The sequence below is a fragment of the Nocardia sp. PE-7 genome, from assembly GCF_030486425.1.
Classification (GTDB): Bacteria; Actinomycetota; Actinomycetes; order Mycobacteriales; family Mycobacteriaceae; genus Nocardia; species Nocardia salmonicida_A.
In genome coordinates this window covers 1,837,551-1,862,692 of sequence record NZ_CP129614.1, presented here as the reverse complement: position 1 = coordinate 1,862,692, position 25,142 = coordinate 1,837,551, and the positions used below count along the sequence as shown (strand labels likewise).

The following is a 25,142-nucleotide window of genomic DNA, read 5'->3' as shown; positions in this document are numbered from 1 at the left end:
CTACGCCTGGCACCCGGTCGGGCCTGGCACTATGTGGCGGATGGAGACCGTTGGGCTGGAACGGATCGAGGAAGCCGCGCATCTGTTGGAGCCGGTGATCCGGCGGACGCCGATCGTGGGATCGCGAGTGTTGTCGGAGCGGGCAGGCACGCAGGTCCTGCTCAAATGTGAGAACTTGCAGCGGACCGGGTCGTTCAAGCCGCGCGGCGCCTACAACCGGATCGCGCACCTTCCCGCGGCCGATCGGGCGCGGGGAGTGGTGGCGGCCAGCGCGGGCAACCACGCGCAAGGGGTGGCGTGGGCGGCGAGCGAGCTCGGAATCGCCTCGACGGTGTTCATGCCGGTCGGGGCCTCGCTGCCGAAGCTGGTCGCTACGCGCGCCTACGGTGCCGACGTGCATCTGGTGGGCGACACGATCGATGAATCCCTGGTCGCCGCACAGGAATTCGCCGATCGGACGGGCGCGACTCTGATCCATCCCTTCGACCATCCCGACATCGTCGCCGGTCAGGCGACGGTCGCGCTGGAGATTCTCGAACAGGTCCCCGACGTGGGCACGGTCGTCGTGCCGACCGGTGGCGGTGGGCTGCTCGCGGGGGTCGCGGTGGCATTGCACGCGTTGGCGCCGAAGGTCCGGGTGATCGGCGTGCAGGCGGCCGAGGCGGCGGCATGGCCGGATTCGCTGGCGGCGGGCCGACCGGTTCGCGTGCCGAGGATGTCGACGATGGCCGACGGTATCGCGGTCGGGCTGCCCGGCGCGGTGCCGTTCGTCCATATCGCCGAGCTGGTGTCCGAGATCGTGACCGTCGACGAGGACACCCTGTCGAGAGCACTGCTGCTCTGCCTCGAACGGGCCAAACTCGTCGTCGAGCCCGCGGGCGCGGCGGGCGTCGCCGCCGTGCTCGCCTCCGCGCTCCAGGATCTGCCCGGCCCCGTGGTGACCATCTTGTCGGGCGGAAATATCGACCCACTGTTGCTCACGCGCGTGATCGGCCACGGTCTCAGCGCCGCGGGCCGCTACCTGGCTATGCACGTCACGATCGATGACCGCCCGGGAGCCCTGTCCGCACTGCTCGCCGTGGTCGGGCGCGCGGGCGCGAGCGTGGTGGACGTCGTGCACTCGCGGACGGGTCCGTGGCTGGCCGTCGACGAGGTCGAGGTGTCACTCACCGTGGAGACCCGAGGTGCCGCGCACCGCGACGACGTCCTCGACGCGCTGCGTGCCGCGGGTTTCCGCGTCCACGCCGAGCTCTAGGAACGGGGCGCGCCGACAAGCCACAAGCGCACGCTAGCTGTCGCCCTCGCGCGCTCGGTCCGGAGGCCAGCGGTCGGTGATCAATTCGGTCATCTGGTCCACCCAGGTGTCGTCGAGGGCGGCGTCGTGGCGGATGAGAATGCGGAAGATCGCGGTGCCCGCTACGACTTCGGCGAGCATGGGGAGTTGATCGTCGGCGCGGCGTTCGTGGCCGAAGCGGGATTCGAAGGCGGCGAGGTCGCCTGCCAGTCGGTCGATCATCATCGTGTGCACTTCGGGGGCGGCGACGGTGTCCGCGATCAATCCCGGCAGCGCCGAGCGCACCTCGGGGCTGTCGAACATCGTGCGGACCGTCTCGACCAGCGCCCGGATGTCGGCGCGGATATCGCCGCCCGAAACCTCCGGTGGCGCAATGACTTCGGCGGACAGCACGGCCTCGTGGACGAGCTGGGCCTTGTTCGACCATCGCCGGTAGATGGCGGCCGTGGTCGTGCCGGCGCGCGCGGCGATCGCCGACAGCGACAGCGCGGGGTAACCCATGTCGAGGATCAGCTCTCTGGTGGCCGCGATGATCGCGGCATCGATTCGGCTGTCGCGTGGGCGCCCCGGGGTGGATGGCGCAGACCTCTTGCCTTCGCTCCCGCCTTCTGTTGTCATGGTCACAGCATAATTCCAATACGGCATGCATCATATTTGAGGAACGCCTGTGAATCTGAGCCCCCTCGACGAGTACCCGCTGCATCAGGCGGCGGCGCCCCTCACCTGGCCGGCCGCCTCCGATCGGAACTTCTACGATCGGTCCTACTTCAACGTGCTCGACCGGGAGGGACGCTTCATGGCGCTCACCGGGATCGGCTATTACCCGCGCCTCGGGGTCAAGGACGCGTACTTCGTCGTCCGCCGGGGCGACACCCAGACCGCGGTGCGGCTGAGCGACGCCATCGATGACGACCGCCTGCACCAACATGTCAACGGCTACCGGATCGATGTCGTCGAACCCCTGCAGGAGCTACGCCTGACCTTGGCCGAGACCGAGGGCATCGCCGCGGATCTGACCTGGCGCGGGCTGTTCCCCGCCGCGCTGGAGCGGCCGCACGAGATGCTGACCGAGCGGCGAGTGACGTTGCAGGCGTGCCGCTTCGCCCAGGTCGGGACGTGGGAGGGCTGGATCGAGGTCGACGGCGAACGGTTGACGGTCGAGCACGACACCAGTGTGGCGAGCCGTGATCGCTCGTGGGGCATCCGCCCGATCGGCGCACCCGAGCCCGCCGGTCGCCCGGATGTCGCGTTCCGCGGCATGTGGTGGCTGTATCTGCCGCTCGCGTTCGACGACTACCAGCTGTTCCTGATCCTGCAAGAGGATCCCGACGGTCACCGCAGCCTCTACGACTGCACCCGCCGCTGGCGCGACGGTCGCGTCGAGCAGCTCGACGGTGTGCGCGCGACCATCCACTACCGGCCCGGGACGCGGATCCCGACGGGCGCGCACGTGGAGTTCATGAACCGGGCGGGTGATCGGATCGAACTCGACGTCGAATCGAGGTTGTTCGCGCCCATCGCCTTCGGCTCGGGTTACGGCGGCGACTCCTCGTGGGCACACGGCACCTGGAAGGACGGCCCGTTCGCCGAACGCGTCAGCTACGACATGACCGATCCGGAGGTCATGGCCAGAGCGCCGTTCAGTCTCATCGACCACGTGGGCCGGGCGGTGTGCACGGAAGCCGACGGGCAGACGCGCGAGGGCGCGGGCCTGTTCGAGCACGGCGTGATCGGACCGCACTATCCGTCGGGGTTCTCCGACTGGACCGACGTGGCGAAATAGGCACGGTGCCATGAAGATCATGACAGCGCTCTACGGGCCTACGGATGCGGTCGAACGCGCGACCGTGCTCCAGGAGGCGGGCGCATCCGGGGTATTCACCTTCGAAGGACCGTTCGACGTGTTCACGCCGCTGGTGCTCGCATCGGCGGTCAAGGGGCTCGATGTGATGTCCAACGTCGCGATCGCGCTGCCCCGCAATCCGATTCAGCTGGCACACCAGGCCAACGATCTGCAACTGCTCAGCGAGGGACGGTTCATCCTCGGCTTGGGCACGCAGGTGCGCGCGCAGATCGAGAAGCGTTACGGGGTCGAGTTCGACCGCCCGGTCGCGCGCATGAAGGAAATGGTGGGGGCGTTGCGCGCGATCTTCGCCGCCTGGAACGACGGTGCGCGACTGGACTTTCGCGGCGAGTACTACCGACACACCCTGATGACGCCGACCTTCGTCCCAGGGCCGAACCCGTACGGTCCGCCACCGATCTATCTCGGTGCGCTCGGGCCGCGGTTGACCGCAGCCACCGCGGAGGTGGCCGACGGTCTGCTGGTGATGCCGTTCGGCACGAAACGGTTCCTGCACGAGTCGACGTTGCCTGCTGTACGGGCCGGTCTGTCGGCTGCCGGACGCTGCGAGGACGACTTCGAGGTGGTGCCGGAGATCATCGTCTCGGTCGGTGAGGACCACACCTCGACCCGGATGCTCTTGGCGTTCTACGGTTCCACCCCGGCCTACCGGCCGGTGCTCGACGCCCACGGCTGGGGTGATCTGCAGCCGGAGCTCAACGCGATGTCCAAGCAGGGACGGTGGCGGGAGATGGCCGCCCTGATCGACGACGACATCCTCCACACCATCGCCGCGTGCGGCACTCCGGCCGAGGTGGCCGCGCATATTCGCGATCGGGTCGACGGTGTGTCGGACCGGCTCTGCCTCTATCAGCCGGGGCCCATCGCTGTCGACGCGCTCGCCGAGATCGTCGACGCGCTGAAAGGATCCACATGTCGCTGACAACGATCGAATTCGACCAGGTCGTCGACGACAGCTACGGCGGCAAGGCGGCCGGGCTGGCCGAACTGCGCCGTCTCGGACTCGCTGTGCCGGTCGGCTTCGTCATCGCCGACGCATCCGCACAGGGCGGCATCGATGCGGTGACGGAGCGGTTCTCGGAGCTCGCCGCCGACGCGACGTCCGTGGCGGTCCGTTCCTCCGCGGTCGGGGAGGACGGGGACGACCAGTCCTTCGCCGGCCAGTACGACACGGTGCTCGGAGTCGACTCCGTCGATGCCTTCGCCGCGGCCGTGCGCGAGTGCGCCGCGTCCGTCCATTCCCGGCGAGCCGCGTCCTACAGCGAAAAAGCTCCCGCCACTATGCATCTGGTGGTGCAGCAGATGGTCGACGCGCGTGCCGCGGGCGTGGTGTTCACCGCGGATCCGGCGACCGGGCGGCGCGACCTCATGGTAATCGACGCCATCGCGGGGCTCGGCGAAGCGCTCGTCGACGGTACGGCATCGCCCGACCACATCGTCCTCGATTCCCATGGCGATACCGTCGTGTCCGAGGTCGGCACGGATCCCGTGCTGTCGCAGGAGGAGATCGCGGAGATTCGGTCCGATGCGCTGCGCGCCGCGCGACACTGGGGCAGGCCGATGGACCTCGAGTGGGCGATCGACCGCTCCGGCACGCTGTGGTGGCTGCAGGCCCGACCGATCACCACCCTGCCCGGCGACCTCAACGAGATGGATTCACCGCTCGCGGGCGCCGACCACGTGTACACACGCTGCAACATCGGCGAGATGATGCCGGGCGCCTTCTGCCCGTTGACCGCCGCGGTGTCCGGCTATGCCATCGACTACGCGATGCAGATGACGCAGGTCGTGGCGCGGGCACAGCCGAGGTACGAGCGGCCGTGGCTGCAGGTCGGCTATTTCTACGGGCACATGTTCCTGAACCTGACCGAGGGCACGGCACTGAGCTCGGGCCTGCTCGGCAACTCGCTGGAGCAGTTCTCCACGTCGATCTGCGGCCGGGTCGTCGAGGAGCTGAAGGCCGAACCGCCGAAACCGTTCGCCCGCAGACTCGTCAACACGATCCGGCTGACCACGCACGCGTTGTCCGCCGGGCCCGCGATCCGCCGCCTGGACGACAAGATCGCCGGCTTCGTGATTCCGACCGGCGACGACCCGCGAGAAATACTGCGCCAGTTGGAGTTCGGTGTCGAACAGTATTGCGACATCACGCTGACTCATGTGCGGTCCTCGTCCCGCGCGGCTGTCGCGGCCAACATTCTCGAGGGCGTGCTGACCAAACAGGCGGTCGAGAACGGTCTCGACGCGGACGAGGGTCGTGCCGAGGCCACCCGGCTGATGGCAGGCGCGTCCGATGTCGAGAGCGCGCTCATGGTGGAGGAGCTCGACGCGGTGGTGCGAACCGTCGCCGCCGATCACGCGGCCGCCGAGAGGTTCCTCGCGGCGGAGCCTGCCGACGCGGTGATCGAGCTGCGAACGGCGAGTAACCCCGGCGGCGAGGCGTTGCGACAGTTCTCGGCTCGACACGGTCACCGCGGGTATCGCGAGCTGTGCATGCGCGATCCGTCCTGGGCCGAGGACCCCGGCGGGCTGGGAGCGATGATGCAGGTCATGCTGCGCTCGGCACTGGATCCGGCCCACCGCACACCGCTGCCCGCGCCCGAGAAGACCGCCGGCTCGGCGACAATCCGGTTTCTCGCTCGGCTGGCGCAGGGCGGCGCCCGCGGACGCGAGAGAACGAAATCGAAGATGGCGCTGATGGCGCACGCGCTGAAGCGGGGCTACCGCCACCTGGGAGCGGTGCTGGCCGAGTCGGGGCGACTGCCCGATGCCGACCTCGTCTTCTTCTTCGACCGTGCCGAGTTGGCTCGCGTCGTGGGCACCGATGACATCGCCGACCTCGTGCGGTGCGCGCGGCAGCGCCGAGAAGCACTGGCGTACCAGAACTCCCTCGAGTTCGACGACGTGTCGGTGGGCAGGCCGACGCCGCGGCTCGCGCCGCCGCCGCACGCGATCACCGATGACCAGATCGTGGGCAGGCCGGCGAGCCGGGGCAGCGTCGAAGGCGTTGTGCGCGTGGCGAAGTCGATCGTCGACGCGCGAGAAGTGCGGCCCGGCGAGATCCTGGTCGCCCCGGTCACCGACGTGGGGTGGACACCGTACTTCACCGTTATCGGCGCGCTGGTCACCGACATCGGCAGCTCGGTGTCACACGGCGCTGTGGTGGCGCGCGAATACGGTCTCCCGTGCGTGGTCAACACCCTGGTGGCCACGACGGTGTTGCGCACCGGAGACCGGGTGCGGGTGGACGGGGACCGAGGTCTGGTCACCCGGCTCGGACCGCCCTGACGATCAGCTCAACCAGGCGCGGGCGTCGGCGGCGGTCTCGCGGACCTCGTCGAGCTGTTCGGCCACGCGCACACCGGCGGTGCCACCACGGGCGTTACGCGATGCGATCGAGCCCTGAACCGTGAGGACCTCGCGCACACCGGCGGTGAGCGCGGGGTCGACGGCGGCGAACTCCTCGTCGGTCAGCTCGTCGAGACCGACACCGCGCGTCTCGGCGACGCGCACGCACGCACCGGCCGCCTCGTGGGCGACGCGGAACGGAACACCTTGGCGCACCATCCATTCCGCGATATCGGTGGCGAGGGTGAACCCGGCGGGTGCGAGTTCGGCCATGCGGTCGGTGTGGAAGGTCAGGGTGCCGACCAGACCCGCGATGGCAGGCAGGAGCAATTCGAGCTGGGCGACCGAATCGAAGACCGGCTCTTTGTCTTCCTGCAGGTCCCGGTTGTACGCCAGCGGTTGGGCTTTCAAGGTGGCGAGCAGTCCGGTCAGGTTGCCGATCAGACGGCCCGCCTTGCCACGGGTGAGCTCCGAGACATCCGGGTTCTTCTTCTGCGGCATGATCGATGAACCGGTGGACCAGGCGTCGGCCAGGGTCACGTAGCCGAATTCCGGTGTGCTCCAGATGATGACCTCTTCGGCCATCCGGCTCAGATCGACACCGATCATGGCCAGCACGAACGCGGCCTCGGCGGCGAAGTCGCGCGAGGACGTCGCGTCGATCGAATTGGCCGCGGAGGCGGTGAAATCCAGTTCGGCGGCGATCTGCTCGGGGTCGAGGCCGAGTGAGGAACCGGCCAGCGCGCCCGAACCGTACGGGGAGATGGCGGCGCGCTTGTCGAAATCACGCAGACGTTCCAGATCACGCAGCAGCGGATGCGCGTGGGCGAGCAGGTGATGCGCGAGGAGCACCGGCTGGGCGGCCTGCAGGTGGGTCTTGCCCGGCATCACGGCGTCGGGATGTGCGGCGGCCTGGGCGACGAGCGCGTCGACCACGTCGAGCACACCGGCCGCCACACGGCGGACGCCGTCCCGCAGCCACATCCGGAACAGGGTCGCCACCTGGTCGTTGCGCGAGCGACCGGCCCGCAGTCGACCGCCGAGTTCGGTGCCGACCCGCTCGATCAGCCCGCGCTCGAGCGCGCCGTGCACGTCCTCGTCGGAGTCGGCGGGGCCGTAGGCGCCCGAGGCGACGTCGGCGGCGAGTGCGTCCAGCCCGGCCAGCATGGCGGGCAGGTCGTCGTCGGCGAGCAGCCCCGCCTTGTGCAGCACACGGGCATGCGCCTTGGACGCGCGGATGTCGTAGGGAGCCAGCACCCAGTCGAAGTGGGTCGACTTACTCAACGCCGCCATCGCCTCGGCCGGACCGGAAGCGAAGCGCCCACCCCAGAGCGCACCTTCGTTGGTTCCACTGTGGCTCATGGTCGATGTCTCCTCCGGTCGGTATGGCGGGCACAGCTGGTCACGACACCGGCCGATCCGTGGGGACCGGCCGGTGTCGAGACTACGAGGGTGACTCTGTGCTTATTACTTCTGGTTCAGGTCGCGGCGGGCGGCGACCTTCGAGGACAGGCCGTGGATCTGGACGAAGCCCTTGGCCAGCGACTGGTCGAAGGTGTCGCCCTCGTCGTAGGTGGCCAGGTTGAAGTCGTAGAGCGACTGCTCGGAGCGACGGCCGTTGACCACCGCGGACCCGCCGTGCAGCACCATCCGGATCTCGCCGGTGACGGTCTGCTGGGTGTCGGAGATGAAGGCGTCGAGCGCACGCTTGAGCGGGGAGTACCACAGGCCGTCGTAGGCCAGCTCGCCCCAGCGCTGCTCGACCTGCCGCTTGTAGCGGGCCAGCTCACGCTCGACGGTGACGGCTTCGAGGGCCTGGTGCGCGGTGATCAGCGCGATGGCGCCCGGCGCCTCGTAGATCTCGCGGCTCTTGATGCCGACGAGCCGGTCCTCGACCATGTCGAGACGACCGACACCCTGACGGCCCGCGCGGGTGTTCATCTCCTCGATGGCCTGCAGCACCGAGACCGGGCGGCCGTCGATGGCGACCGGCACACCCTTCTCGAAGGTGATGATGACCTCGTCGGGCGCCTCGAAGTTCACCGTCGGGTCGGCGGTGTAGTCGTAGACGTCCTTGGTCGGCGCGTTCCACAGGTCCTCGAGGAACCCGGTCTCGACCGCGCGGCCCCACACGTTCTGGTCGATGGAGAACGGCGACTTCTTGGTGACATTGATCGGCAGGCTGTTCTGCTCGGCGAAGGCGATGGCCTTCTCGCGGGTCCAGGCGTAGTCACGGACCGGGGCGATGACCTCGAGGTCGGGCGCGAGCGCGCCGATGCCGACCTCGAAGCGGACCTGGTCGTTGCCCTTGCCGGTGCAGCCGTGCGAGACGGTGGTGGCGTTGTGGAACTTCGCGGCCTCGACGAGGTGCTTGACGATCAGCGGACGGCTGATGGCCGAGACGAGCGGGTACTGGCCCATGTACATGGCGTTGGCCTGGATGGTGGGCAGGCAGTACTCGTCGGCGAACTCGTCGCGCGCGTCGACCACGATGGCCTCCACGGCGCCGCAGTCCAGTGCGCGCTGTCGGATCGCGCTCATGTCCTCGCCGCCCTGGCCCAGGTCGATGGCCACGGCCACCACCTCGGAACCGGTCTCCTTCGCGATCCAGCTGATGGCGACGGAGGTGTCAAGCCCACCGGAGTAGGCGAGTACGACGCGATCGGACATGTCTGTTGTGCTCCTCGAAGTCTGGTACGTAAAAGGGCTGCCCTGAGCAGTATGAATGCTCCGGCCGCCGGTCGGCTCACGCCGTTGCTACAAATGATTATGCATGATGATGCAATCTCATTCATAACCGGGGGGTGCGGCCCCGGGCCGACTCCAGCGAAATAGCCGATCACCTGCGACGACACCGTCGCCACCCTAGGCGAGTACGCTCAGCTATGAGACGCTGGTCACAGCAGATAGCCATTGGGTCGGGACCGAAGGAGAGCCATCATGCAGTCGCTACGTGATTTCGCCGAGGCCAACTACGACCTGATCGGCACGGTGGTCATCGGACTCGGAAACCTCGGCCTGACGGTGGCCAAGGCCGTCATCGACCTCGGCACTCCCCTGCTCCAGGGATTCTTCGCCTGACCCACCGACCTCGAATCCAGGGAGCACATCATGGATGAAGTCCTGCAGTTCCTCTCCGACAATTACGAAGCGGGCGCCAATCTCGGCCTCTATATCGGCCGCGCCGTCTTCGAGATCACCGCCCCACTGACCCTGCTGATCCTGAACTTCCTCAACTCCTGACACCTCACCTGTGGCACTCTGGGAGAGCACTATTCGGCTCGCCACACGTGAGGACGAACAAGATGCTCCATTACATCGCGCAGGAATTCTCGACCCTCGGCAACGGTGTTCTCGATGTCGGCAGAGCCGTCGTCGACCTGGTCCAGAACATCATCGACATCGCTGTTCCGAACAATCGCGGCGGCGGCGCGGGCGGTGGGCAGTACCCGTTCAACTGACGGCGCGTCCCCACTTTCGGTGTGAGGTACCGCTGAGGGCAGAGCCGCGCGGCTAGTGTGCGAATCATGACCGACGATGTGCGGCTCGACACAGGCTCCGCGGGTCTCACGATCGCCCCCGACGACGGCGGCGCGATCCACAGCCTCACCGTCGACGGCACCGAACTGCTCCGGCAGGATCCGGGCACCGGCTGTTTCGTCATGGCGCCGTGGGCCGGTCGGCTCGGCAACGGCGAACTGACCGTCGGCGACCACACGTATCGGATGCCGATCAACAACCCGCCGCACAGCATTCACGGCACCGCCCGCGACGGAGCGTGGGAGGTGGTCGCGGCTTCGCCGACCGAGGCGACGATCAGCCATCGTCTCAGCGATCCGTGGCCGTTCGCGGGCACGGTCACCCAGACGTTCACCCTCACCGACACCGGCCTCACCCTGGCGATGCGCATCGCCACCGATCACGACTCCTTTCCCGCCCAGGGCGGCTGGCATCCGTGGTTCCTGCGCGAAGTCCCGCCCGCGACCGGGCCGGTGCGGCTCGCTTTCGACCCGGCGTGGCAGTACGAACGCGGCGAGGACTACCTGCCCACCGGCCGCGAGATCGCCCCGACGCCGCCACCGTGGGACGACTGCTTCGCCATGCCCAACGGCGTTCTCGCCCACCTCACCTGGCCCGGATTCCTGGAATTCACCATCACCAGCCCCGTCCACGACGTTGTCGTCTGGACCCTGCCGGAACAATCCCTGTCGGTGGAGGCCCAGTCCGGCCCACCCAACGGCCTCAATACCGAACCACGGATGGTCACGCCCGACTCGCCACTCGATGTGCGCGTCGACTGGACCTGGCAGCGCCTGTAGCGGAACCGCACGACTCCGCGGCCCGAGTAGCCCGGCAGCACAGCCGATTACGGTGAATCCGTGCCGATTACGTTCGCCCATCCCGTCGCGGTGCTGCCCTTCGCTCGATATCTCCCCCTGACCGCACTCGTCGCGGGATCCATCGCCCCCGACGTGGTCTACTACCTGCCTGGCCCTCTGTCCGGCACCACAACCCACTCGGTTGTCGGCGTCCTGTGCTGGGACCTGCTGATCGGCCTCGTGTTGCTCGTCGCCTTCCGACTTTCCGCCGGCCCTGCCTCGGCCCTGCTCCGCCTGGCGCCCTCCTCTTCCCCTGATCCCAGATCAGCCGGGCGCGAGGTGGTTTCGACGGTCACCGCCATCGTGCTCGGTGCCGCAACTCACGTTGTCTGGGATTCCTTCACCCAGACAACAGGTTTCGCGGTCCAGCACGCGGCGCTGTTGCGGACGTCGGTCATCGAGCCGCACAAGACCTACAACGTCCTCGGCTATCTCTCCTCGCTCCTGGGAACAGCGGCCCTCACCTACCTCGTAGTGCGTCGCGCCCGGCGCACCGTCCGCACTCCTACGTGGGCGCACCGGGCCGTCGTCGCCGCCTTGCTCGCCGCGCCCGTCATCGGTGCGGTGCTCGCCGTCGACGACCCGGTCACCCGGGTCAGCACCTACGACCTGGTCCGGCACACGATCGTCGGTGCGGCTCAGGCGATGATTGTCGCCTGGGCCGCCTACACCGTGCTGTGGCATCTCGGCACGGGTCGGGTGCGCTCACTGCGACGAGCGGACGCTGCGGAAGGTGAGCGCGACGAAGAAGGTCAGGGCGGCGATGACGGCGGCTGCCGTGAAGGCGGCGGTCATGCCGCCGACCAGGGCGTGGGTCGGTGAGCCGCCCGCGTCTCGCGCGGCGGTGCCGAAGATCGTCACCAGGATGGCCAAGCCCAGCGCGCCGCCGGTCTGCTGCATGGTCTGCAGGGCGCCGCCCGCCGCACCCGCCTCGTCGGGCGAGACCGTGGACATGATGATCACGTTCAGCGGCGAGAACGCCAGCCCGATACCGCAACCCATCGCGACCATCGCCACGAACAGCAGCGGGAAATAGCCGGAGTTCTCCGACAGCCGGGTCAGCAGTACGAGTCCGATGACCATCGCGACGGAGCCGGTGAGCGTCACCGGCTTCGGGCCCGAGCGTGCCAGCAGCCGCGGAATCAGCCGGATCATGGTGAACATCAGCACCGCCGTGGGCAGGAACGCGAAACCCGTTGCCAACGAGCTCATTCCCAGCACATCCTGCAGATACTGCGTGAGGAAGAAGAACATCGACATGCCTGCCATCGGCCCGAGGAACATGTTCAGATAGGCGGCGCCGCGGTTGCGATCGGCGAACAGGTGCAGGGGAAGAAGTGGTTGTGGCGCACGCAGTTCGATCGCGATGAAGGCCGCCAGCAAGGCCGTCCCGACCGCGAGCCAGATGTCGGTGCCCGCCGCGCCCCAACCGTGCGAGGCGGCACTGATGAAACCGTAGACCAGGGCGGCCACGCCCGCGGTCGCCGTCACCGCTCCCGGCAGGTCGAGCCGGGCTGCGCGACGCGGCAAGTCGGGCAGGTACCGCAGTGCGAGCACCGCGATGACCAGGCCGAACGGCACGTTGATGAACAGCACCGAGCGCCAGCCGAACCATTCGGTGAGCAACCCGCCGACGATCAAGCCGATCGCGAATCCGGCGCTGGACATTCCGGAGAACAGGGCGAGCACCCGGATTCGAGCCTTGGGTTCGGTGAACGTCGTGGTCAGTAGCGCAAGGGTATTCGGCCCGGCCATGGCGCCGCCGATGCCCTGGAGCACGCGGGCCGCGAGCAACCACCCGGCCGACGGCGCCAGGCCGCCGGCCAGTGAGGCCACGGTGAACAGCACCACGCCCGCGATGAACATGGTGCGCCTGCCGAACAGGTCGCCCGCGCGGCCGCCGAGCAGCAACAGGCCGCCGAAGACGAGCGTGTAGGAGTTCATCACCCAGGACAGGCCGGTCGCGCTGAACTCCAGGTCTGTCCTGATGTGCGGCAGCGCCACATTCATCACGGTGATGTCGAGAATGATCATGAGCTGGCAGGTCAGCAGGGTGACAAGCACGATCCGTGGCCGAACGCGTTCGACCCGATCGATGTCGGAGAGTGTGGGGGTAGTCAAGAACGCTCCATCAACAAGGAACTCAAACGGAGAGAGTCTCCGTTTATGACAGAGTTAGCATAGGGAGAAAGTCTCCGGTTCCGCAAGACTAAACGGAGACTTCATCCGTTTCCAATGGAGGATCTTGTGGACGCACCGTCGCGGCCGATGCGCGCCGACGCACGCCGCAATTACGAGCGCATCGTCGACTGCGCCCGCGACGCGTTCGCCGAGCACGGCACCGACGCACCGCTGGACGACATCGCGCGACGCGCGGGAGTCGGTCCCGGCACGCTGTATCGCCACTTCCCGAATCGCACCACGCTGATGGAAGCGGTGTATCGCGCCAATATCGAGACACTCGCCGCACGCGCGGACGAACTACGCCGAACGCACGCCACCCTCGACGCGTTCGACGCCTGGTTCGGCGAACTGGTCACCTACATCCTCGAAAAGCACGGCCTGGCAACCACTCTCAAAGCCGCCATCGACCGAACCTCGGACACTTTCACCGCCTGCTCCACCCTGCTGGCCGAGGCCGCGGCTGCTGTGCTGATCCCGGCGCAGGAGGCAGGCGCGATCCGCCCCGAGGTGAGCCCCCGCGACATCCTGCGCCTCGGCCACGGCATCGGCGCGGGCTGCCAGGCCGCCCCGGAGTCGGCCCCCCTGCTCACCGACGTGGCGCTGGCCGGCCTCCGCGCCCAGCGCTAGCGGCGCTCAGGCCAGATCTTCGATCTTAGCCGCCAGTTCGGCGCCGGTGAGCGGCTCGCGGGCGATGACGGCGATGGTGTCGTCGCCGGCGATCGTGCCGACGATGTAGGGCAGAGCGGCGCGGTCTAGGGCGCTGGCCAGGAAGTGGGCGGCGCCGGGCGGGGTGCGCAGGACGGCGAGGTTACCGCTGGCATCGGTGGAGACGAGCAGGTCACCGAGGAGTTTGGACAGGCGGCCGGTGCCGCCGGTGACCCCACGCACGGGGCTGCCGTCCTCGGGAACGATGTAGACGCCCGCGCCACCGTCGGCCGCTCGCAGTTTCACCGCACCCAGTTCGTCGAGGTCACGCGACAGGGTGGCCTGGGTGGTTTCGATGCCCTCGGCCGACAGCAGGGCGGCGAGCTCGGTCTGACTGCGCACCGAGTGCGAGGTCAGCAGCTCGATGATGCGGGACTGGCGGCCGGCGCGGGTGCGGGCGATGGCGGGCGAGCCCTTCTCGGGCGCGCTCATGCCTGCGCCTCGCTGTCGCTCGGCTCCGGCATGACCGCACGGGCGGCTGTGTTTTCCGGCCGCTCGCTGCGCTCGCTCATCGCCCGGCCCCCACGCCGGCCCCGGTTCGCGGTCTCACGCGGCGGCTTTCGCGAGCAGCCACACCAGCAGCGCCTTCTGGGCGTGCAGACGGTTCTCGGCTTCGTCCCAGACCACGCTGTGTTCGCCGTCGAGCACCTCGTCGGTGATCTCCTCGCCACGGTGCGCCGGAAGACAGTGCAGCACAATCGCTTCCGCAGCCGCGTGGGCGAGCAGCTCGGTATTGAGCTGGAACGGACGGAACGGGCCGACACGGTCGAGGCCGTCGTTCTCCTGCCCCATGGAGGTCCAGGTGTCGGTGACGAGCACGTCCGCGCCGGTCGCGCCGACCACCGGGTCACCCGTGACCGACACGGTCGCACCGGTTTCCGCGGCGCGCTTGGCGGCGGCGTCCAGGATCCACGGCAGCGGTTCGAAGCCCGCGGGCGCGGCCACGGTCACGTTCATGCCCGCCGTCACACCACCGAGCAACAGCGAGTGCGCCATATTGTTGGCGCCGTCGCCGAAGTAGGTGAGGTTCAGCCCGGCCGGCGATCCCTTGCGCTCGCTGATCGTCTGCAGATCGGCGAGCACCTGGCAGGGGTGGAACTCGTTGGACAGCGCGTTCACCACGGGAACCGTTGCGGTGACCGCCATCTCGTCGAGGCGGGACTGTTCGAAGGTCCGCCACACGATGGCGTCGACGTAGCGCGAGAGCACGCTGCCGGTGTCGCCGAGGGTTTCCTCACGGCCCAACTGGGTGTCGCGGCCGTCGACGACCACCGCGTGGCCGCCGAGCTGGGCGATGCCCAGTTCGAACGAGAAGCGGGTGCGGGTGGAGTTCTTCTCGAAGATCACGCCGACCCCGCGCGGGCCGTCCAGCGGCCGGTGCAGGAACGGGTCCTTCTTCAATGCGGCGGCGATGGCGAGGATTTCGGCCTGTTCGGCCTGGGTCACATCGTCGTCGCGCAAGAAATGACGCAGGGTCACTTGGTCGCTCCCTTAGCATCGGCGGCGGCCTTGTCGAGGATCTCGGGCAGGTCGGCGACGAAATTATCGGCCTGGGTTTCGGTGAGCACCAGTGGCGGCGCCAACCGGATCACGTCGGGCTTGGCGGGGTTGAGCAGGTAGCCGGCCTCGCGCGCCCGTTCGTCGACATAGGCGGAGATGTTGTTCTTGAGCACGATGCCGATGAGCAGACCCGCACCACGCACGTGGTCGATCTCGGGATGCTCGAGCAAGGCGATGCCGTCGCTGAGCTTCTTGCCCACCCACTCCACGTGGGTCAGCAGGTTGTCGGAGTCGATCGTGCGCAGCACGGCCAGAGCCGCCGCGGCGCAGACGGGGTTGCCGCCGAAGGTGGTGCCGTGCAGACCCGGTGTGAGCAGTTCGGCGGCCCGGCCCTGGGCCAGCACGGCGCCGATCGGCAGACCACCACCGAGGCCCTTGGCCAGGGTGATCGCGTCGGGCACGATGCCCGCCGCCTGATGCGCGAAAAACGTTCCGGTGCGCCCGATTCCGGTCTGCACCTCGTCGAGGATCAGCAGCGCCCCGGCCCGTGAGGTGATCTCGCGCGCCTTGGCCAGGTAGTCGAACGGCGGGACGACCACACCGCTCTCCCCCATCATCGGCTCGAGGAATACCGCGGCGGTGTCGGAATCGACCACGGCTTCGAGCGCGGCGGCGTCACCGTAGGGCACGTGCACGACGCCGGGCGGCATCGGCTCGAACGGCGTGCGCTTGGCCGGCTGACCGGTCAGGGCGAGCGCGCCCATGGTGCGTCCGTGGAACGCCTCCTCGGCGGCGACGATCTTGGACCGTCCGGTGAGTCGCGCGATCTTGAACGCGGCCTCGTTGGCCTCGGTGCCGGAGTTGCAGAAGAACGCCTTGCCCTCACCGTCGCCGAAGTGGGCCAGCAGCTTCTCGGCCAGCTCGATCACGGGCTCGCTGGCGTACAGGTTCGACACGTGGCCGAGCGTGCCCAGCTGCTGGGTGACCGCTTCCAGGATCGCGGGGTGGGCGTGGCCGAGACTGTTGACCGCGATGCCACCGAGGAAGTCGATGTAGCGCTTGCCGTCGGCGTCGTAGAGCACCGCACCGGCGCCGCGCACCAGCGCGACCTTCGGGGTGCCGTAGTTGTCCATCATCGCGGCCGACCACCGCTGCTGCAGCTTCTCTACTTCGCTCATGATTGCGTTCCATCCGGCGACCCGGCGGGGGTCACCATGGTTCCGATTCCTTCTCCGGTGAACAGTTCCAGTAGTACCGAATGCGGCACGCGCCCGTCGATCACGTGGGCACTGGGGACCCCGCCGAGCACGGCGCGCAAGCACGCTTCCATCTTCGGCACCATGCCCGCATCCAGGCGCGGCAGCAACTTCGCCAACGCGTCGGCGTCGATCTGACTGGTCAGCGAGGAGCGGTCCGGCCAGTCGGTGTAGAGGCCCTCGACGTCGGTGAGCACCACGAGCTTCTCCGCGCCGATGCCCTCGGCCAGTGCGGCGGCGGCGGTGTCGGCGTTGATGTTGTGCACCACGCCGTCGGCGTCGGGGGCGATGGTGGAGACCACCGGGATGCGGCCCGCGTCGATCAGGTCGAGTACGGCGCCGGGGTTGACCTCGGTGACGTCGCCTACCAGGCCGATGTCGGTGGCGACGCCCTCGACGGCGACGGTGCGCCGGGTGGCGGTGAACAGGTGCGCGTCCTCGCCGGAGATCCCGACCGCGTACGGGCCGTGCGCGTTGATCAGCCCGACGAGCTCACGGCCGACCTGACCGAACAGCACCATCCGCACCACGTCCATCACCTCGGGGGTGGTGACGCGGAAGCCGCCGCGGAATTCGCCTGCCATACCGAGCCTTTTCAGCATGGCGTTGATCTGCGGGCCACCGCCGTGCACGACCACGGGGTGCACGCCGACGGTGCGCAGGAACGCCATGTCGGCGGCGAAGGCGGCCTTGAGTTCGTCGTCGACCATGGCGTTGCCGCCGTACTTCACGACCACGATCTTGTCGCGGAACTTCTGCAGCCACGGCAGCGCGCCGGCGAGCACGTGCGCTTTGTCCAGCGCCGACAGGCTGTTCACGACGCTCATGAGCTGTACGCCGAGTTCTCTTCGACGTAGGCGTGCGAGAGGTCAGTGGTGCGCACCATCGCGGTGCCCTCGCCCACATGGAGCTCGATCAGCACGTCGATGTCTTCGCCGGACAGGTCGACCTCGCGGGCGCCGGGCGCGCCGACACTGTCGACGCAGACCGGATTGCCGTTGAACGACACCGCGATCCGGTTCGGGTCGAGGGTCACCGGCGCGATGCCGACGGCGGCGAGCACGCGACCCCAGTTCGGGTCGGAACCGAACAGCGCGGTCTTGACCAGACTGTCGCGGGCGACGGCGCGGGCGACGGTGAGCGCCTCGTCCTCGGAGGCCGCGCCGGCGACGGTGACCTGGACCCGCTTGGTGACGCCCTCGGCATCGGCCATCAACTGGGCGGCCAGGTCGTCACACACGGTGAACACCGCGGCGTCGAGATCCTCCTGCGAGGGCGCGACGCCACTGGCGCCGTTGGCCAGCAACAGCACGGTGTCGTTGGTGGAGCAGGAGCCGTCGACATCGAGCCGGTCGAAGGTGTACTTCGTGGCCTTGCGCAGCGCGGAGTCGAGCTGCTCGGGTGTGGCCACGGCATCGGTGGTGAGCACGACGAGCATGGTGGCCAGCGACGGTGCGAGCATCCCCGCGCCCTTGGCCATGCCGCCGACATTCCACTTGTCCTCGCTGTGGAACGCCGACTCCTTCGGCACGGTGTCGGTGGTCATGATGGCATGGGCGGCATCGGAGCCACCCGACATGCCGCCGCCCATCTCGTGCACGATCTCGGTGATGCCGGGGACGAGCTTGTCCATCGGCAGACGGTCACCGATGAGCCCCGTCGAGCAGACCGCGATCTCGCCCGCGCCGGTCTCGGTGCCCCAATTGCTCAGTGCCGCGGCGAGTTCCTCGGCGGTCTTGTGGGTGTCCTGGAAGCCGCCGTGGCCGGTACAGGCGTTCGCGCCGCCGGAATTCAGGATCACCGCGCGCACGTGACCAGTCTTGAGCACCTGCTGCGACCACAGCACCGGCGCGGCCTTGACCTGGTTGCTGGTGAACACGCCGGCGGCCGAGTACTCGGGGCCCTCGTTGAGCACCAGCGCGAGGTCCGGCTTGCCGCTGGCCTTGATACCGGCCGCGATACCCGCCGCACGGAAGCCGAGCGGCGCGGTGACGCCCTGGGTGTGGATCAGTTTGCCGTGGTCCGGGGTGTGCGGATCAGGGGTCGTCACGGTGCCACTCCTACGGTGGAAAGTCCTGCGGTCTCGTCGAATCCGACGGCCAGATTCATCGATTGCACCGCGGCGCCCGCGGTGCCCTTGGTCAAGTTGTCGATCGCGCCGATCACCACGAGCAGACCCGCGTCGGCATCGACGGTCACCTGCAGGGTGATGGCGTTGGAGCCGAGTACCGAACCGGTCTGCGGCAGTACGCCTTCGGGCAGCAGGTGCACGAACGGTTCGTCGGCATAAGCCTTGTCGTAGACGGCGCGCGCCTGTGCGGCATCGACCTTCGTCGGGGCGGTGCAGGTGGCGAGGATGCCACGCGGCATCGGCGCCAGCACCGGGGTGAACGACACCGAGACATCCACGCCGCCCGCGGCTTTCAGGTTCTGCGCGATCTCGGGGGTGTGCCGGTGCGCGCCCGCGATGCCGTAGGCCCGAACGCTGCCCATCACCTCGGAACCGAGCAGGCCGACATCGAGTTTGCGACCGGCGCCCGAAGTGCCGCTCACCGCAACGACATTCACGGCGGGTTCGATGATCCCGGCGGCGATCGCCGGGGCCAGCGCCACACTGGACACGGTCGGGTAGCAGCCGGGCACCGCGATCCGCCGGGCGCCGGTGAGCTTCGCCCGTCCACCGGGCAGTTCGGGCAGACCGTAGGGCCAGCTGCCCGCATGAGGGCTGCCGTAGTACTTCTCCCAGGCGGCGGCGTCGGTGAGCCGGTAGTCGGCGCCGCAGTCGATGATGACCGTCTCGTCCGACAGCGCCTGGGCGATCGCGCCCGACTGACCGTGCGGGAGGCCGAGGAACACGATGTCGTGACCGGCCAGGATTTCAGGGGTGGTCTCGTCGAGGATCCGGTCGGCCAGCGGCAGCAGGTGCGGCTGTAGCGCGCCCAGCGCGGTGCCCGCGTTGGAACCGGCGGTCAGCGCCCCGATCTCGAGGCGCCCGGCTCGGTATTCGGGATGCCCGAGCAGTAGACGCAACACTTCGCCACCGGCGTATCCACTCGCACCGGCAACCGCCACCCGCAACACGGGTCCTCCCGACGAATCAACCATGTGATGATTATGCACGACTGTGCAAGCTCATTCATGAGCGGGTGTGACCGACTTCGCCTCCGACGCCCCGATCAGGCGCGCTACCAGCGGAAATACCAAAACGGTCGTCGCGCCCGCCGCGACCAGGATCGAGGCGACATCAGCGGTCAGCAGCCCCGCCTGGGTGGCTACCTGGGTCACCGCGACGATGATCGGCAGGCCCGTCGCGGCATAGAGGGCCAATTCGATCCGCTCGCGTCCGGTCGGCAGGTTGTCCCCGCGCGGCATGAATCGCTCACTCAGCCAGACGGGCACGCCCCGGGCGATCGCGATGATGACCACGAACCACAACCACAGCCCCGGGTTGCGGCCGACCGCCGACACATCGATGCCCATCCCCGACACCACGAAGAACACCGGGATCAGCAACCCGTACCCGATGGCCTCCAGCGACGAGTCCACATCCGGGTGACCCGCCGCGATGAGCCGCCGCAAGATCATGCCCGCGGCGAAGGCGCCGAGCACCACATCCAGATCGAATTCCTCGGCGACCACCATCAGCACCAACAGCAACAGCACCACCCCACGCACCGGCAGCTGCGAGGTACCGCCCCCCAGTTTGCCCAGCGCGGCGCCGAGATCGGGCATGCGGTCGAGCATTCGCAACGGCACGAATCCGACGACAAGGGCCGCCACCGCGAACATCAAGACGATCACCACCGCGCTCCCGGGACTTCTACTGGTGAGCAGCGCCGACATCGCCACGATCGGCCCCAGCTCACCCACGGCGCCGTGCGTCATCACCGCGCGCCCCAGTGGCGAATCGACGACTCCGGACTGCTTCAGGATCGGCAGCAGGGTGCCCAGGGCGGTGGAGGTCAACGCGATAGCGACCGCGACACGCGTGCCTGTCGACTTGTCCGCAGCCAGCACGGCGATCGCGAACGCGAACAGCAGGCACACGATCCACACGATCCACGCTGTGTGCCCCGATCGGCCACGCAGCAACCGCGGATCGAGCTCGTAGCCCGCCAGCAGGAACAGCATCCCCAGCCCCAACTCGCTGACCAGGTCGACGCCACCCGCGCTACTCGCCCACCCGAGCACATGCGGCCCGACCACCGCCCCTGCCACCAGCAGGATCACCACATCCGGCAGGTACCCGCGCACCAGCCGCGACAGCAGCGGCGCGACCACCGCGATGAGCGCGATCCAGAACAGCGAGACGATCGGCGAGGGATCGCCGACGCCGGCGGAAGCGAGCAGATCCATGCGGCTCATCGTGGCACAGCGCCACCACCGATCCGCGAATTCGCGCGCGGCCGATCCTCACCCCGCCGGACGAGGCGTGATGGGCGGATCGTCGGCGGCGGCGCCCGGTCGGGGCAGGAGATGAGCGCGGAAGAGGTCGATCGACGGGACCGGTCCGACTCAGCTCATTTGTGGACGATCGTTTCACCCGCACCGGGCTTCCAGACGGTGATGTCGAGGCGGTCGTCGACGACTTCGACCGTGGAGGCGCCGGTGAGGTCGGCGATGTAGAAGTGGTCGAACTTCTCGCCGCGGATGTCGAAACCGCTGTCGTCGAACAGCTTTTGGGCGAAACGGGCGTGGACGGTTTCATCCTGGAGGTCGGTCACGGTGCCGAAGAGTTTCGCGTCGCCGTCGGAGACCCTGGTGTCGACGGTGGCGGTGTGCAGGCAGAAGCGCGGGTCGCGGGCGAGGTCGTCGAATTTTCGGGTGTTCGGCATGCCGGCCAGGACGAGCATGCCTTCGAAAACCACCGGTTCGATCGGGCTGATTCGTGGCCATCCGTCGGCACGCAGGGTGGCGAGCATGCACAGCTTGCCGGTGGCCTGATGCCGACGCAGGAACAGGGCGGCGACGTTCGGTGCTACTTCGGTGAACTGGCTCCACGTGGTCATATCTCGCACGGTACGACCAAACCTTGACATCTCGTGTCAGGTTTTGCGGCTAGTCTCGAGAATATGCGGGCGAGCAGGTTGGTGCAGTTACTGCTGCTGTTGCAAGCGGGCGGCGGGGCGACCGCGAGCGAGTTGGCACGGCAGCTCGAGGTCTCGGTGCGCACGGTCTATCGGGACGTGGAGGCGCTGTCGGAGGCGGGCGTTCCGGTGTACAGCGAACCGGGGCGCGGTGGCGGTGTGCGATTGATCGACGGCTACCGCACCCGACTCACCGGCCTCACCTCCGACGAAGCCGACGCCGTCCTGCTCGCCGGCCTACCCGGCGCCGCCGCCGACCTCGGCCTCGGCACCGTGCTGGCCACCGCCCAGCTGAAGATGCTCGCCGCCCTCCCGCCGGAACTGCGCGGCCGGGCCACCCGCATCGCCGAACGCGTCCACATCGACATGCCCGGTTGGTTCGCACGCCCCGACGAAACTCCCACGCTCGCCACGGTTGCCGACGCCCTCTGGCACGACCGCCGCCTCGCGATCACCTACCACCGCCGCGACCGCACGGTGGAACGAACCCTCGACCCGCTCGGCCTGGTCATGAAGGCAGGCACCTGGTACCTGATCGCCCGCGAGCACTCCGACATCCGCTCATACCGGGCCGGCCGGATCGCCACAGCCGTATCCACCGGCGAATCCTTCACCCGGCCTGCCGATTTCGACCTCGCCGCGCACTGGCAGGACTCGGCCGAGCAGTTCGCGCGATCGATGCTGCGCGTCAGCGCCCACTGCCGGATCTCCACCGCCCACCTGAGCCTGCTGCGTCTGATGAACGATCCGGCCGCGGTGCGCGAGGCCCTCGCCTCCGCGGGTCCACCCGACGCCGACAGCTGGGCCGACATCACGATTCCCGCCGAGTCCTACGAGGTCCTCGCCCACGCCCTGCTCCCGTTGGGACAGCACGTCGAGGTCCTCGACCCACCCGAGCTGCGCGCGAGCATGACCGCCACCGCCGCCGCCATGCTCGCGCGCTATCACCGCCGGATGCCGCTCACCGCTGAGCCGACCGGCTGAACTCGACGCAGTCCGGGCACTCGTCCACGATCGGGTGGGTGCAGCGCAGGACATGGGCGAGAAAGTCGATGGTTCGGGTGAGGTCGTCGACGCGAGTGCGCAATTCGGCTTGTTTGTCCGCGAACACCGCCACGCGGCGGGTACGAGATCGGGCGGCGAACAGATCCTTGATCTCGGCCAGCGACAGCCCGGCTCGTTGACAGAGCTGGACGAGACGGGCTCGCACGATCAGGTCGCCGCCATAGATCCGTTGTCCGCCGGGCGCGCGGGGTGCAACGAGGACTCCCACGTCCTCCCAGTGGCGCAGGACATGGGTGGCGACACCCAGCTCGGCGGCGACATCGCCGATGCGGCGCGACTCGGCGGTATTCGACACATTCGCCCCTTTACTTCAGGTCGACCTGAAGTTTTAGCGTAGTTCGCATGGGACACAACGACAATCGGACGCAGTCGATCGACCCAGTCGCGTCGCCGGACCTGTGGCGGTGTTGCCGATCGGTGGGGTCGGCGGTGACCGGCGCCCTGCGACCACGCCGACCCGACCACAGGTTCCTGACCTCGCTGCCCGACAACGGCCTCCCCCGCGGCACCACGACGGTCGAGCTGACGGTTCTGGCGCAGAACGCCAAGCGGGTACCGACGGCGGCCGTCGTCGAAGGCGTGTTCGCCCCGCGCCGGATCGAATCCGCGATGACGGCCTTCGTCGTCCGGCATCCGAAGGCCACCTTTCTCGTCGACCCCGGCATCTGCGTGGATGTTCAGGACCAAGCGGTGGCCGAGCTCCCCCGCGTTCTGCGCGTCGCGGTGACGCCACCGAGCGACATCATCGATATCCGAGACTCTCTGCACCGCAGTGGAATCGCCGCCGACGACATCGACTTCGCGCTACCGACGCATCTGCACTGGGACCATATCGCCGGGCTCCTCGATCTGCCCGAGTTGGCACTGCGGCTGCACCGGCCCGAGCACGACTGGGCAATGGTGGGTCCGGTGGCACCGGTCGGCGGCGTGCGGCGAGCCGTTCGCGACAGGCCTCTCGATGTCTACGACCTCGACGGTCCACCTGTTCTCACCTTCTCCGGCAGCCACGACCTGTTCGGAGACGGCGCCGTGGTCCTGGTCGATCTGTCCGGCCACACGCCGGGCAGCGTCGGCTTGCTCTTGCGCACCGAGCGCGGCCCGGTCCTGCTCGCGGGCGACGCGGTCTGGCACAACCTCCAGGTCGAGGAGCTGCGTCAGAAGTCGGGCTATCCGGGCATGCTGGCCGACAACGACCGCACCGAGACCTGGCGAACCGTCCATCGCCTGCACGCGATCCGCGACGCCGTCCGCATCATTCCCAGTCACGATCATCGGGCGGCGTGCGTGTGGACGCAGGACCCACACGCCTCCCGATCGAGCCAGATCTGAGGCAGTCGAGGTTCGCCGACGCCCAACGCGGATCAACAGGTCCAGTCGAGAATCTCCGCCATGGCACGGAGCTGGGTCGAGGTTGGAGTGAGGCGCAGTGCCGTGTTGCGAAGAGCGACCAGGGGCCGTGCGGACAGTTGGCCGACGATGCCGATCCGGGCGGAGCGCGCGGTGATCATCTCGGTCCGGGGGCGGCGTTCCCGGTCGTAGCGAGCGAGGCCGTCGGGCTCGCCCGCCAGCTTTGCCAGCACCACGGCGTCTTCGAGGGCTTGGCAGCCGCCTTGGCCGAGGTTCGGCGTCATGGCGTGGGCGGCGTCGCCGAGCAGGGCGATGCGGCCCGCGGTGAAGGTCGGTAGGGCGGGCAGATCGTAGATATCGTTGTGCAGCACCGTGTCCGGGTCGGCGGCGGCGAGCAGGGCCGGGATCGGATGGTGCCAGTTCGCGAAGAGATCGCGGACTTCGGCGAGACTGCCGGTGGCGTTCTCGACGGCGTTGTAGACCGCGAAGCAGTAGACGCGGCCGTCCGCGAGCGGAGCCATGCCGAAACGCGCGCCCCGGCCCCAGGTTTCACCGAACTCGGTGAGCGCCTCGTCGATGTCGACCACCGCACGCCAGGCGGTGTAGCCGGCATAGCGCGGTGCGACGTCGCCGCAGACGGCACGCCGGACGACGCTGCGGATCCCGTCGGCACCGACGACCAGATCAGCGGAGGAGGTGCCTGCGGAGTGGACCACCATCCCGTCAGCGGTCACTTCGCGAACCGTGACGCCGGTGCGCACGATGCCGTCATCGAGCGCTGTCCGCAAAATGTCCAGCAGCCGGGCACGGTGGATCACCACCGGAGCTCCGAAGCGCTCGCGCAGCGTCGCCACGTCGGTGCGCGAGAGCCATCGCCCACGGTCGTCTCGAATTCCGGCCGACACCTCCGCCATTCCCTGCGCACGGACCGTGTCGCCCACGCCCAGAGCATCCAGCGCGCGTAAAGCGTTGGACCACAGAGAAATTCCGGATCCCACCGCCGCGACTTCCGGCGCTCGCTCCAACACCTCGACAGACCAGCCCCTCCCGGCAAGCGCGAGCGCCGCGGCCATTCCGCCGATTCCGCCGCCGACGACGATTGCTGTGGACATC

The 25,142-nt window shown here is 68.4% G+C and carries 26 protein-coding genes; 12 read left to right on the top strand and 14 right to left on the bottom strand.

What is annotated here, in order from left to right; genetic code table 11:
- Positions 1-31 precede the first annotated feature (31 nt).
- Positions 32-1,255 carry a threonine ammonia-lyase gene (gene ilvA, locus QX204_RS08765; RefSeq protein ID WP_301906082.1) on the top strand — a complete coding sequence of 408 codons (1,224 nt, stop codon included), beginning with the start codon at positions 32-34 and terminating at the stop codon, positions 1,253-1,255.
- Between the two features lie 33 nt (positions 1,256-1,288).
- Here ilvA and QX204_RS08760 read toward each other — a convergent pair whose 3' ends face one another.
- Entirely contained in the window at positions 1,289-1,912 is a 624-nt protein-coding gene (locus QX204_RS08760) for a TetR-like C-terminal domain-containing protein (protein ID WP_301906081.1), read from the bottom strand.
- Positions 1,913-1,961: 49 nt separating this feature from the next.
- On the opposite strand from QX204_RS08760, the gene QX204_RS08755 reads away from it, so the two are divergent.
- From QX204_RS08755 to QX204_RS08745, 3 genes are read left to right on the top strand one after another with little or no spacing between them, the layout of a single operon-like run.
- Complete coding sequence (locus QX204_RS08755; protein WP_301906080.1) at positions 1,962-3,077, top strand: Rv3169 family protein; 1,116 nt, start codon at positions 1,962-1,964, stop codon at positions 3,075-3,077.
- A 10-nt stretch (positions 3,078-3,087) separates the two neighbouring features.
- Positions 3,088-4,080: a TIGR03617 family F420-dependent LLM class oxidoreductase gene (locus tag QX204_RS08750; protein ID WP_301906079.1), complete on the top strand. Its 993-nt coding sequence runs from the start codon at positions 3,088-3,090 to the stop codon at positions 4,078-4,080.
- Positions 4,071-6,446: a PEP/pyruvate-binding domain-containing protein gene (locus QX204_RS08745; protein ID WP_301906078.1), complete on the top strand. Its 2,376-nt coding sequence runs from the start codon at positions 4,071-4,073 to the stop codon at positions 6,444-6,446. The genes QX204_RS08750 and QX204_RS08745 overlap by 10 nt, the downstream gene beginning before the upstream one ends.
- Before the next feature lie 3 nt (positions 6,447-6,449).
- Here the strand turns inward: QX204_RS08745 and argH are convergent, their stop codons facing one another.
- Together argH and QX204_RS08735 are read right to left on the bottom strand one after the other, a co-directional pair.
- Positions 6,450-7,868, bottom strand: a complete 1,419-nt coding sequence (argH, locus tag QX204_RS08740; protein WP_301906077.1) for an argininosuccinate lyase — start codon at positions 7,866-7,868, stop codon at positions 6,450-6,452.
- Positions 7,869-7,973: 105 nt separating this feature from the next.
- Positions 7,974-9,176, bottom strand: coding sequence for an argininosuccinate synthase (locus QX204_RS08735; RefSeq protein WP_056824327.1), 1,203 nt, complete (start codon positions 9,174-9,176; stop codon positions 7,974-7,976).
- Positions 9,177-9,446: 270 nt separating this feature from the next.
- Here QX204_RS08735 and QX204_RS08730 point away from each other — a divergent pair, with 270 nt between their 5' ends.
- The 5 genes from QX204_RS08730 to QX204_RS08710 all read left to right on the top strand — a co-directional run bounded on the left by QX204_RS08730 (position 9,447) and on the right by QX204_RS08710 (position 11,707).
- Complete coding sequence (locus tag QX204_RS08730; RefSeq protein ID WP_165610251.1) at positions 9,447-9,587, top strand: hypothetical protein; 141 nt, start codon at positions 9,447-9,449, stop codon at positions 9,585-9,587.
- Between the two features lie 30 nt (positions 9,588-9,617).
- The gene (locus QX204_RS08725) at positions 9,618-9,749 is read left to right on the top strand and encodes a hypothetical protein (RefSeq protein ID WP_301906076.1); all 132 of its coding nucleotides are present in this window, start codon (positions 9,618-9,620) and stop codon (positions 9,747-9,749) included.
- Between the two features lie 62 nt (positions 9,750-9,811).
- A complete protein-coding gene (locus QX204_RS08720; protein WP_301906075.1) occupies positions 9,812-9,967 on the top strand; it encodes a hypothetical protein in 156 nt (51 codons plus the stop codon).
- A 66-nt stretch (positions 9,968-10,033) separates the two neighbouring features.
- Complete coding sequence (locus QX204_RS08715) at positions 10,034-10,825, top strand: aldose epimerase family protein (RefSeq protein WP_301906074.1); 792 nt, start codon at positions 10,034-10,036, stop codon at positions 10,823-10,825.
- A gap of 60 nt (positions 10,826-10,885) precedes the next feature.
- Positions 10,886-11,707 carry a DUF4184 family protein gene (locus QX204_RS08710; protein WP_301906073.1) on the top strand — a complete coding sequence of 274 codons (822 nt, stop codon included), beginning with the start codon at positions 10,886-10,888 and terminating at the stop codon, positions 11,705-11,707.
- Here the strand turns inward: QX204_RS08710 and QX204_RS08705 are convergent.
- Entirely contained in the window at positions 11,591-13,006 is a 1,416-nt protein-coding gene (locus QX204_RS08705) for an MFS transporter (RefSeq protein ID WP_301906072.1), read from the bottom strand. The genes QX204_RS08710 and QX204_RS08705 overlap by 117 nt on opposite strands.
- Positions 13,007-13,132: 126 nt before the next feature.
- Between QX204_RS08705 and QX204_RS08700 the strand changes: the two genes are divergently transcribed.
- Entirely contained in the window at positions 13,133-13,696 is a 564-nt protein-coding gene (locus QX204_RS08700) for a TetR/AcrR family transcriptional regulator (protein ID WP_301906070.1), read from the top strand.
- A 6-nt stretch (positions 13,697-13,702) separates the two neighbouring features.
- Here the strand turns inward: QX204_RS08700 and QX204_RS08695 are convergent, their stop codons facing one another.
- The 8 genes from QX204_RS08695 to QX204_RS08660 all read right to left on the bottom strand — a co-directional run bounded on the left by QX204_RS08695 (position 13,703) and on the right by QX204_RS08660 (position 21,539).
- On the bottom strand, positions 13,703-14,206 hold the full coding sequence (locus tag QX204_RS08695; protein WP_056824335.1) for an arginine repressor: 504 nt from the start codon (positions 14,204-14,206) through the stop codon (positions 13,703-13,705).
- 114 nt (positions 14,207-14,320) lie between these two features.
- Positions 14,321-15,253, bottom strand: a complete 933-nt coding sequence (gene argF / locus QX204_RS08690; RefSeq protein ID WP_301906069.1) for an ornithine carbamoyltransferase — start codon at positions 15,251-15,253, stop codon at positions 14,321-14,323.
- Positions 15,250-16,452, bottom strand: coding sequence for an acetylornithine transaminase (locus QX204_RS08685; protein WP_062985613.1), 1,203 nt, complete (start codon positions 16,450-16,452; stop codon positions 15,250-15,252). The genes argF and QX204_RS08685 overlap by 4 nt, the downstream gene beginning before the upstream one ends.
- Positions 16,449-17,357: an acetylglutamate kinase gene (argB, locus tag QX204_RS08680; protein ID WP_301906067.1), complete on the bottom strand. Its 909-nt coding sequence runs from the start codon at positions 17,355-17,357 to the stop codon at positions 16,449-16,451. The genes QX204_RS08685 and argB overlap by 4 nt, the downstream gene beginning before the upstream one ends.
- A complete protein-coding gene (gene argJ, locus QX204_RS08675) occupies positions 17,354-18,580 on the bottom strand; it encodes a bifunctional glutamate N-acetyltransferase/amino-acid acetyltransferase ArgJ (RefSeq protein ID WP_301906065.1) in 1,227 nt (408 codons plus the stop codon). The genes argB and argJ overlap by 4 nt, the downstream gene beginning before the upstream one ends.
- Positions 18,577-19,635 carry an N-acetyl-gamma-glutamyl-phosphate reductase gene (argC, locus tag QX204_RS08670; protein WP_301906064.1) on the bottom strand — a complete coding sequence of 353 codons (1,059 nt, stop codon included), beginning with the start codon at positions 19,633-19,635 and terminating at the stop codon, positions 18,577-18,579. The genes argJ and argC overlap by 4 nt, the downstream gene beginning before the upstream one ends.
- Positions 19,636-19,662: 27 nt before the next feature.
- Positions 19,663-20,886: a cation:proton antiporter gene (locus QX204_RS08665; protein WP_301906063.1), complete on the bottom strand. Its 1,224-nt coding sequence runs from the start codon at positions 20,884-20,886 to the stop codon at positions 19,663-19,665.
- A gap of 164 nt (positions 20,887-21,050) precedes the next feature.
- Entirely contained in the window at positions 21,051-21,539 is a 489-nt protein-coding gene (locus QX204_RS08660; RefSeq protein WP_301906062.1) for a pyridoxamine 5'-phosphate oxidase family protein, read from the bottom strand.
- 63 nt (positions 21,540-21,602) lie between these two features.
- Between QX204_RS08660 and QX204_RS08655 the strand changes: the two genes are divergently transcribed.
- Positions 21,603-22,601, top strand: coding sequence for a helix-turn-helix transcriptional regulator (locus tag QX204_RS08655; RefSeq protein WP_301906061.1), 999 nt, complete (start codon positions 21,603-21,605; stop codon positions 22,599-22,601).
- Here QX204_RS08655 and QX204_RS08650 read toward each other — a convergent pair.
- Positions 22,579-22,977 carry a MerR family transcriptional regulator gene (locus tag QX204_RS08650; RefSeq protein ID WP_301906060.1) on the bottom strand — a complete coding sequence of 133 codons (399 nt, stop codon included), beginning with the start codon at positions 22,975-22,977 and terminating at the stop codon, positions 22,579-22,581. The genes QX204_RS08655 and QX204_RS08650 overlap by 23 nt on opposite strands.
- Before the next feature lie 47 nt (positions 22,978-23,024).
- Between QX204_RS08650 and QX204_RS08645 the strand changes: the two genes are divergently transcribed.
- A complete protein-coding gene (locus QX204_RS08645; RefSeq protein ID WP_301906059.1) occupies positions 23,025-24,011 on the top strand; it encodes an MBL fold metallo-hydrolase in 987 nt (328 codons plus the stop codon).
- Between the two features lie 32 nt (positions 24,012-24,043).
- Here the strand turns inward: QX204_RS08645 and QX204_RS08640 are convergent, their stop codons facing one another.
- Positions 24,044-25,141, bottom strand: a complete 1,098-nt coding sequence (locus QX204_RS08640; protein WP_301906058.1) for an FAD-dependent monooxygenase — start codon at positions 25,139-25,141, stop codon at positions 24,044-24,046.
- Position 25,142 lies beyond the last annotated feature (1 nt).

Excerpts from the sequence above, each read along its gene's own strand:
- ilvA (WP_301906082.1), top strand. The coding sequence starts at position 32 with ATGTGGCGGATGGAGACCGTTGGGCTGGAACGGATCGAGGAAGCCGCG.
- QX204_RS08760 (WP_301906081.1), bottom strand. The coding sequence starts at position 1,912 with ATGACAACAGAAGGCGGGAGCGAAGGCAAGAGGTCTGCGCCATCCACC.
- QX204_RS08750 (WP_301906079.1), top strand. The coding sequence starts at position 3,088 with ATGAAGATCATGACAGCGCTCTACGGGCCTACGGATGCGGTCGAACGC.
- QX204_RS08745 (WP_301906078.1), top strand. The coding sequence starts at position 4,071 with ATGTCGCTGACAACGATCGAATTCGACCAGGTCGTCGACGACAGCTAC.
- argH (WP_301906077.1), bottom strand. The coding sequence starts at position 7,868 with ATGAGCCACAGTGGAACCAACGAAGGTGCGCTCTGGGGTGGGCGCTTC.
- QX204_RS08735 (WP_056824327.1), bottom strand. The coding sequence starts at position 9,176 with ATGTCCGATCGCGTCGTACTCGCCTACTCCGGTGGGCTTGACACCTCC.
- QX204_RS08730 (WP_165610251.1), top strand. The coding sequence starts at position 9,447 with ATGCAGTCGCTACGTGATTTCGCCGAGGCCAACTACGACCTGATCGGC.
- QX204_RS08725 (WP_301906076.1), top strand. The coding sequence starts at position 9,618 with ATGGATGAAGTCCTGCAGTTCCTCTCCGACAATTACGAAGCGGGCGCC.
- QX204_RS08720 (WP_301906075.1), top strand. The coding sequence starts at position 9,812 with ATGCTCCATTACATCGCGCAGGAATTCTCGACCCTCGGCAACGGTGTT.
- QX204_RS08715 (WP_301906074.1), top strand. The coding sequence starts at position 10,034 with ATGACCGACGATGTGCGGCTCGACACAGGCTCCGCGGGTCTCACGATC.
- QX204_RS08695 (WP_056824335.1), bottom strand. The coding sequence starts at position 14,206 with ATGAGCGCGCCCGAGAAGGGCTCGCCCGCCATCGCCCGCACCCGCGCC.
- QX204_RS08685 (WP_062985613.1), bottom strand. The coding sequence starts at position 16,452 with ATGAGCGAAGTAGAGAAGCTGCAGCAGCGGTGGTCGGCCGCGATGATG.
- argB (WP_301906067.1), bottom strand. The coding sequence starts at position 17,357 with ATGAGCGTCGTGAACAGCCTGTCGGCGCTGGACAAAGCGCACGTGCTC.
- argC (WP_301906064.1), bottom strand. The coding sequence starts at position 19,635 with ATGGTTGATTCGTCGGGAGGACCCGTGTTGCGGGTGGCGGTTGCCGGT.
- QX204_RS08665 (WP_301906063.1), bottom strand. The coding sequence starts at position 20,886 with ATGGATCTGCTCGCTTCCGCCGGCGTCGGCGATCCCTCGCCGATCGTC.
- QX204_RS08660 (WP_301906062.1), bottom strand. The coding sequence starts at position 21,539 with ATGACCACGTGGAGCCAGTTCACCGAAGTAGCACCGAACGTCGCCGCC.
- QX204_RS08655 (WP_301906061.1), top strand. The coding sequence starts at position 21,603 with ATGCGGGCGAGCAGGTTGGTGCAGTTACTGCTGCTGTTGCAAGCGGGC.
- QX204_RS08645 (WP_301906059.1), top strand. The coding sequence starts at position 23,025 with ATGGGACACAACGACAATCGGACGCAGTCGATCGACCCAGTCGCGTCG.
- QX204_RS08640 (WP_301906058.1), bottom strand. The coding sequence starts at position 25,141 with ATGTCCACAGCAATCGTCGTCGGCGGCGGAATCGGCGGAATGGCCGCG.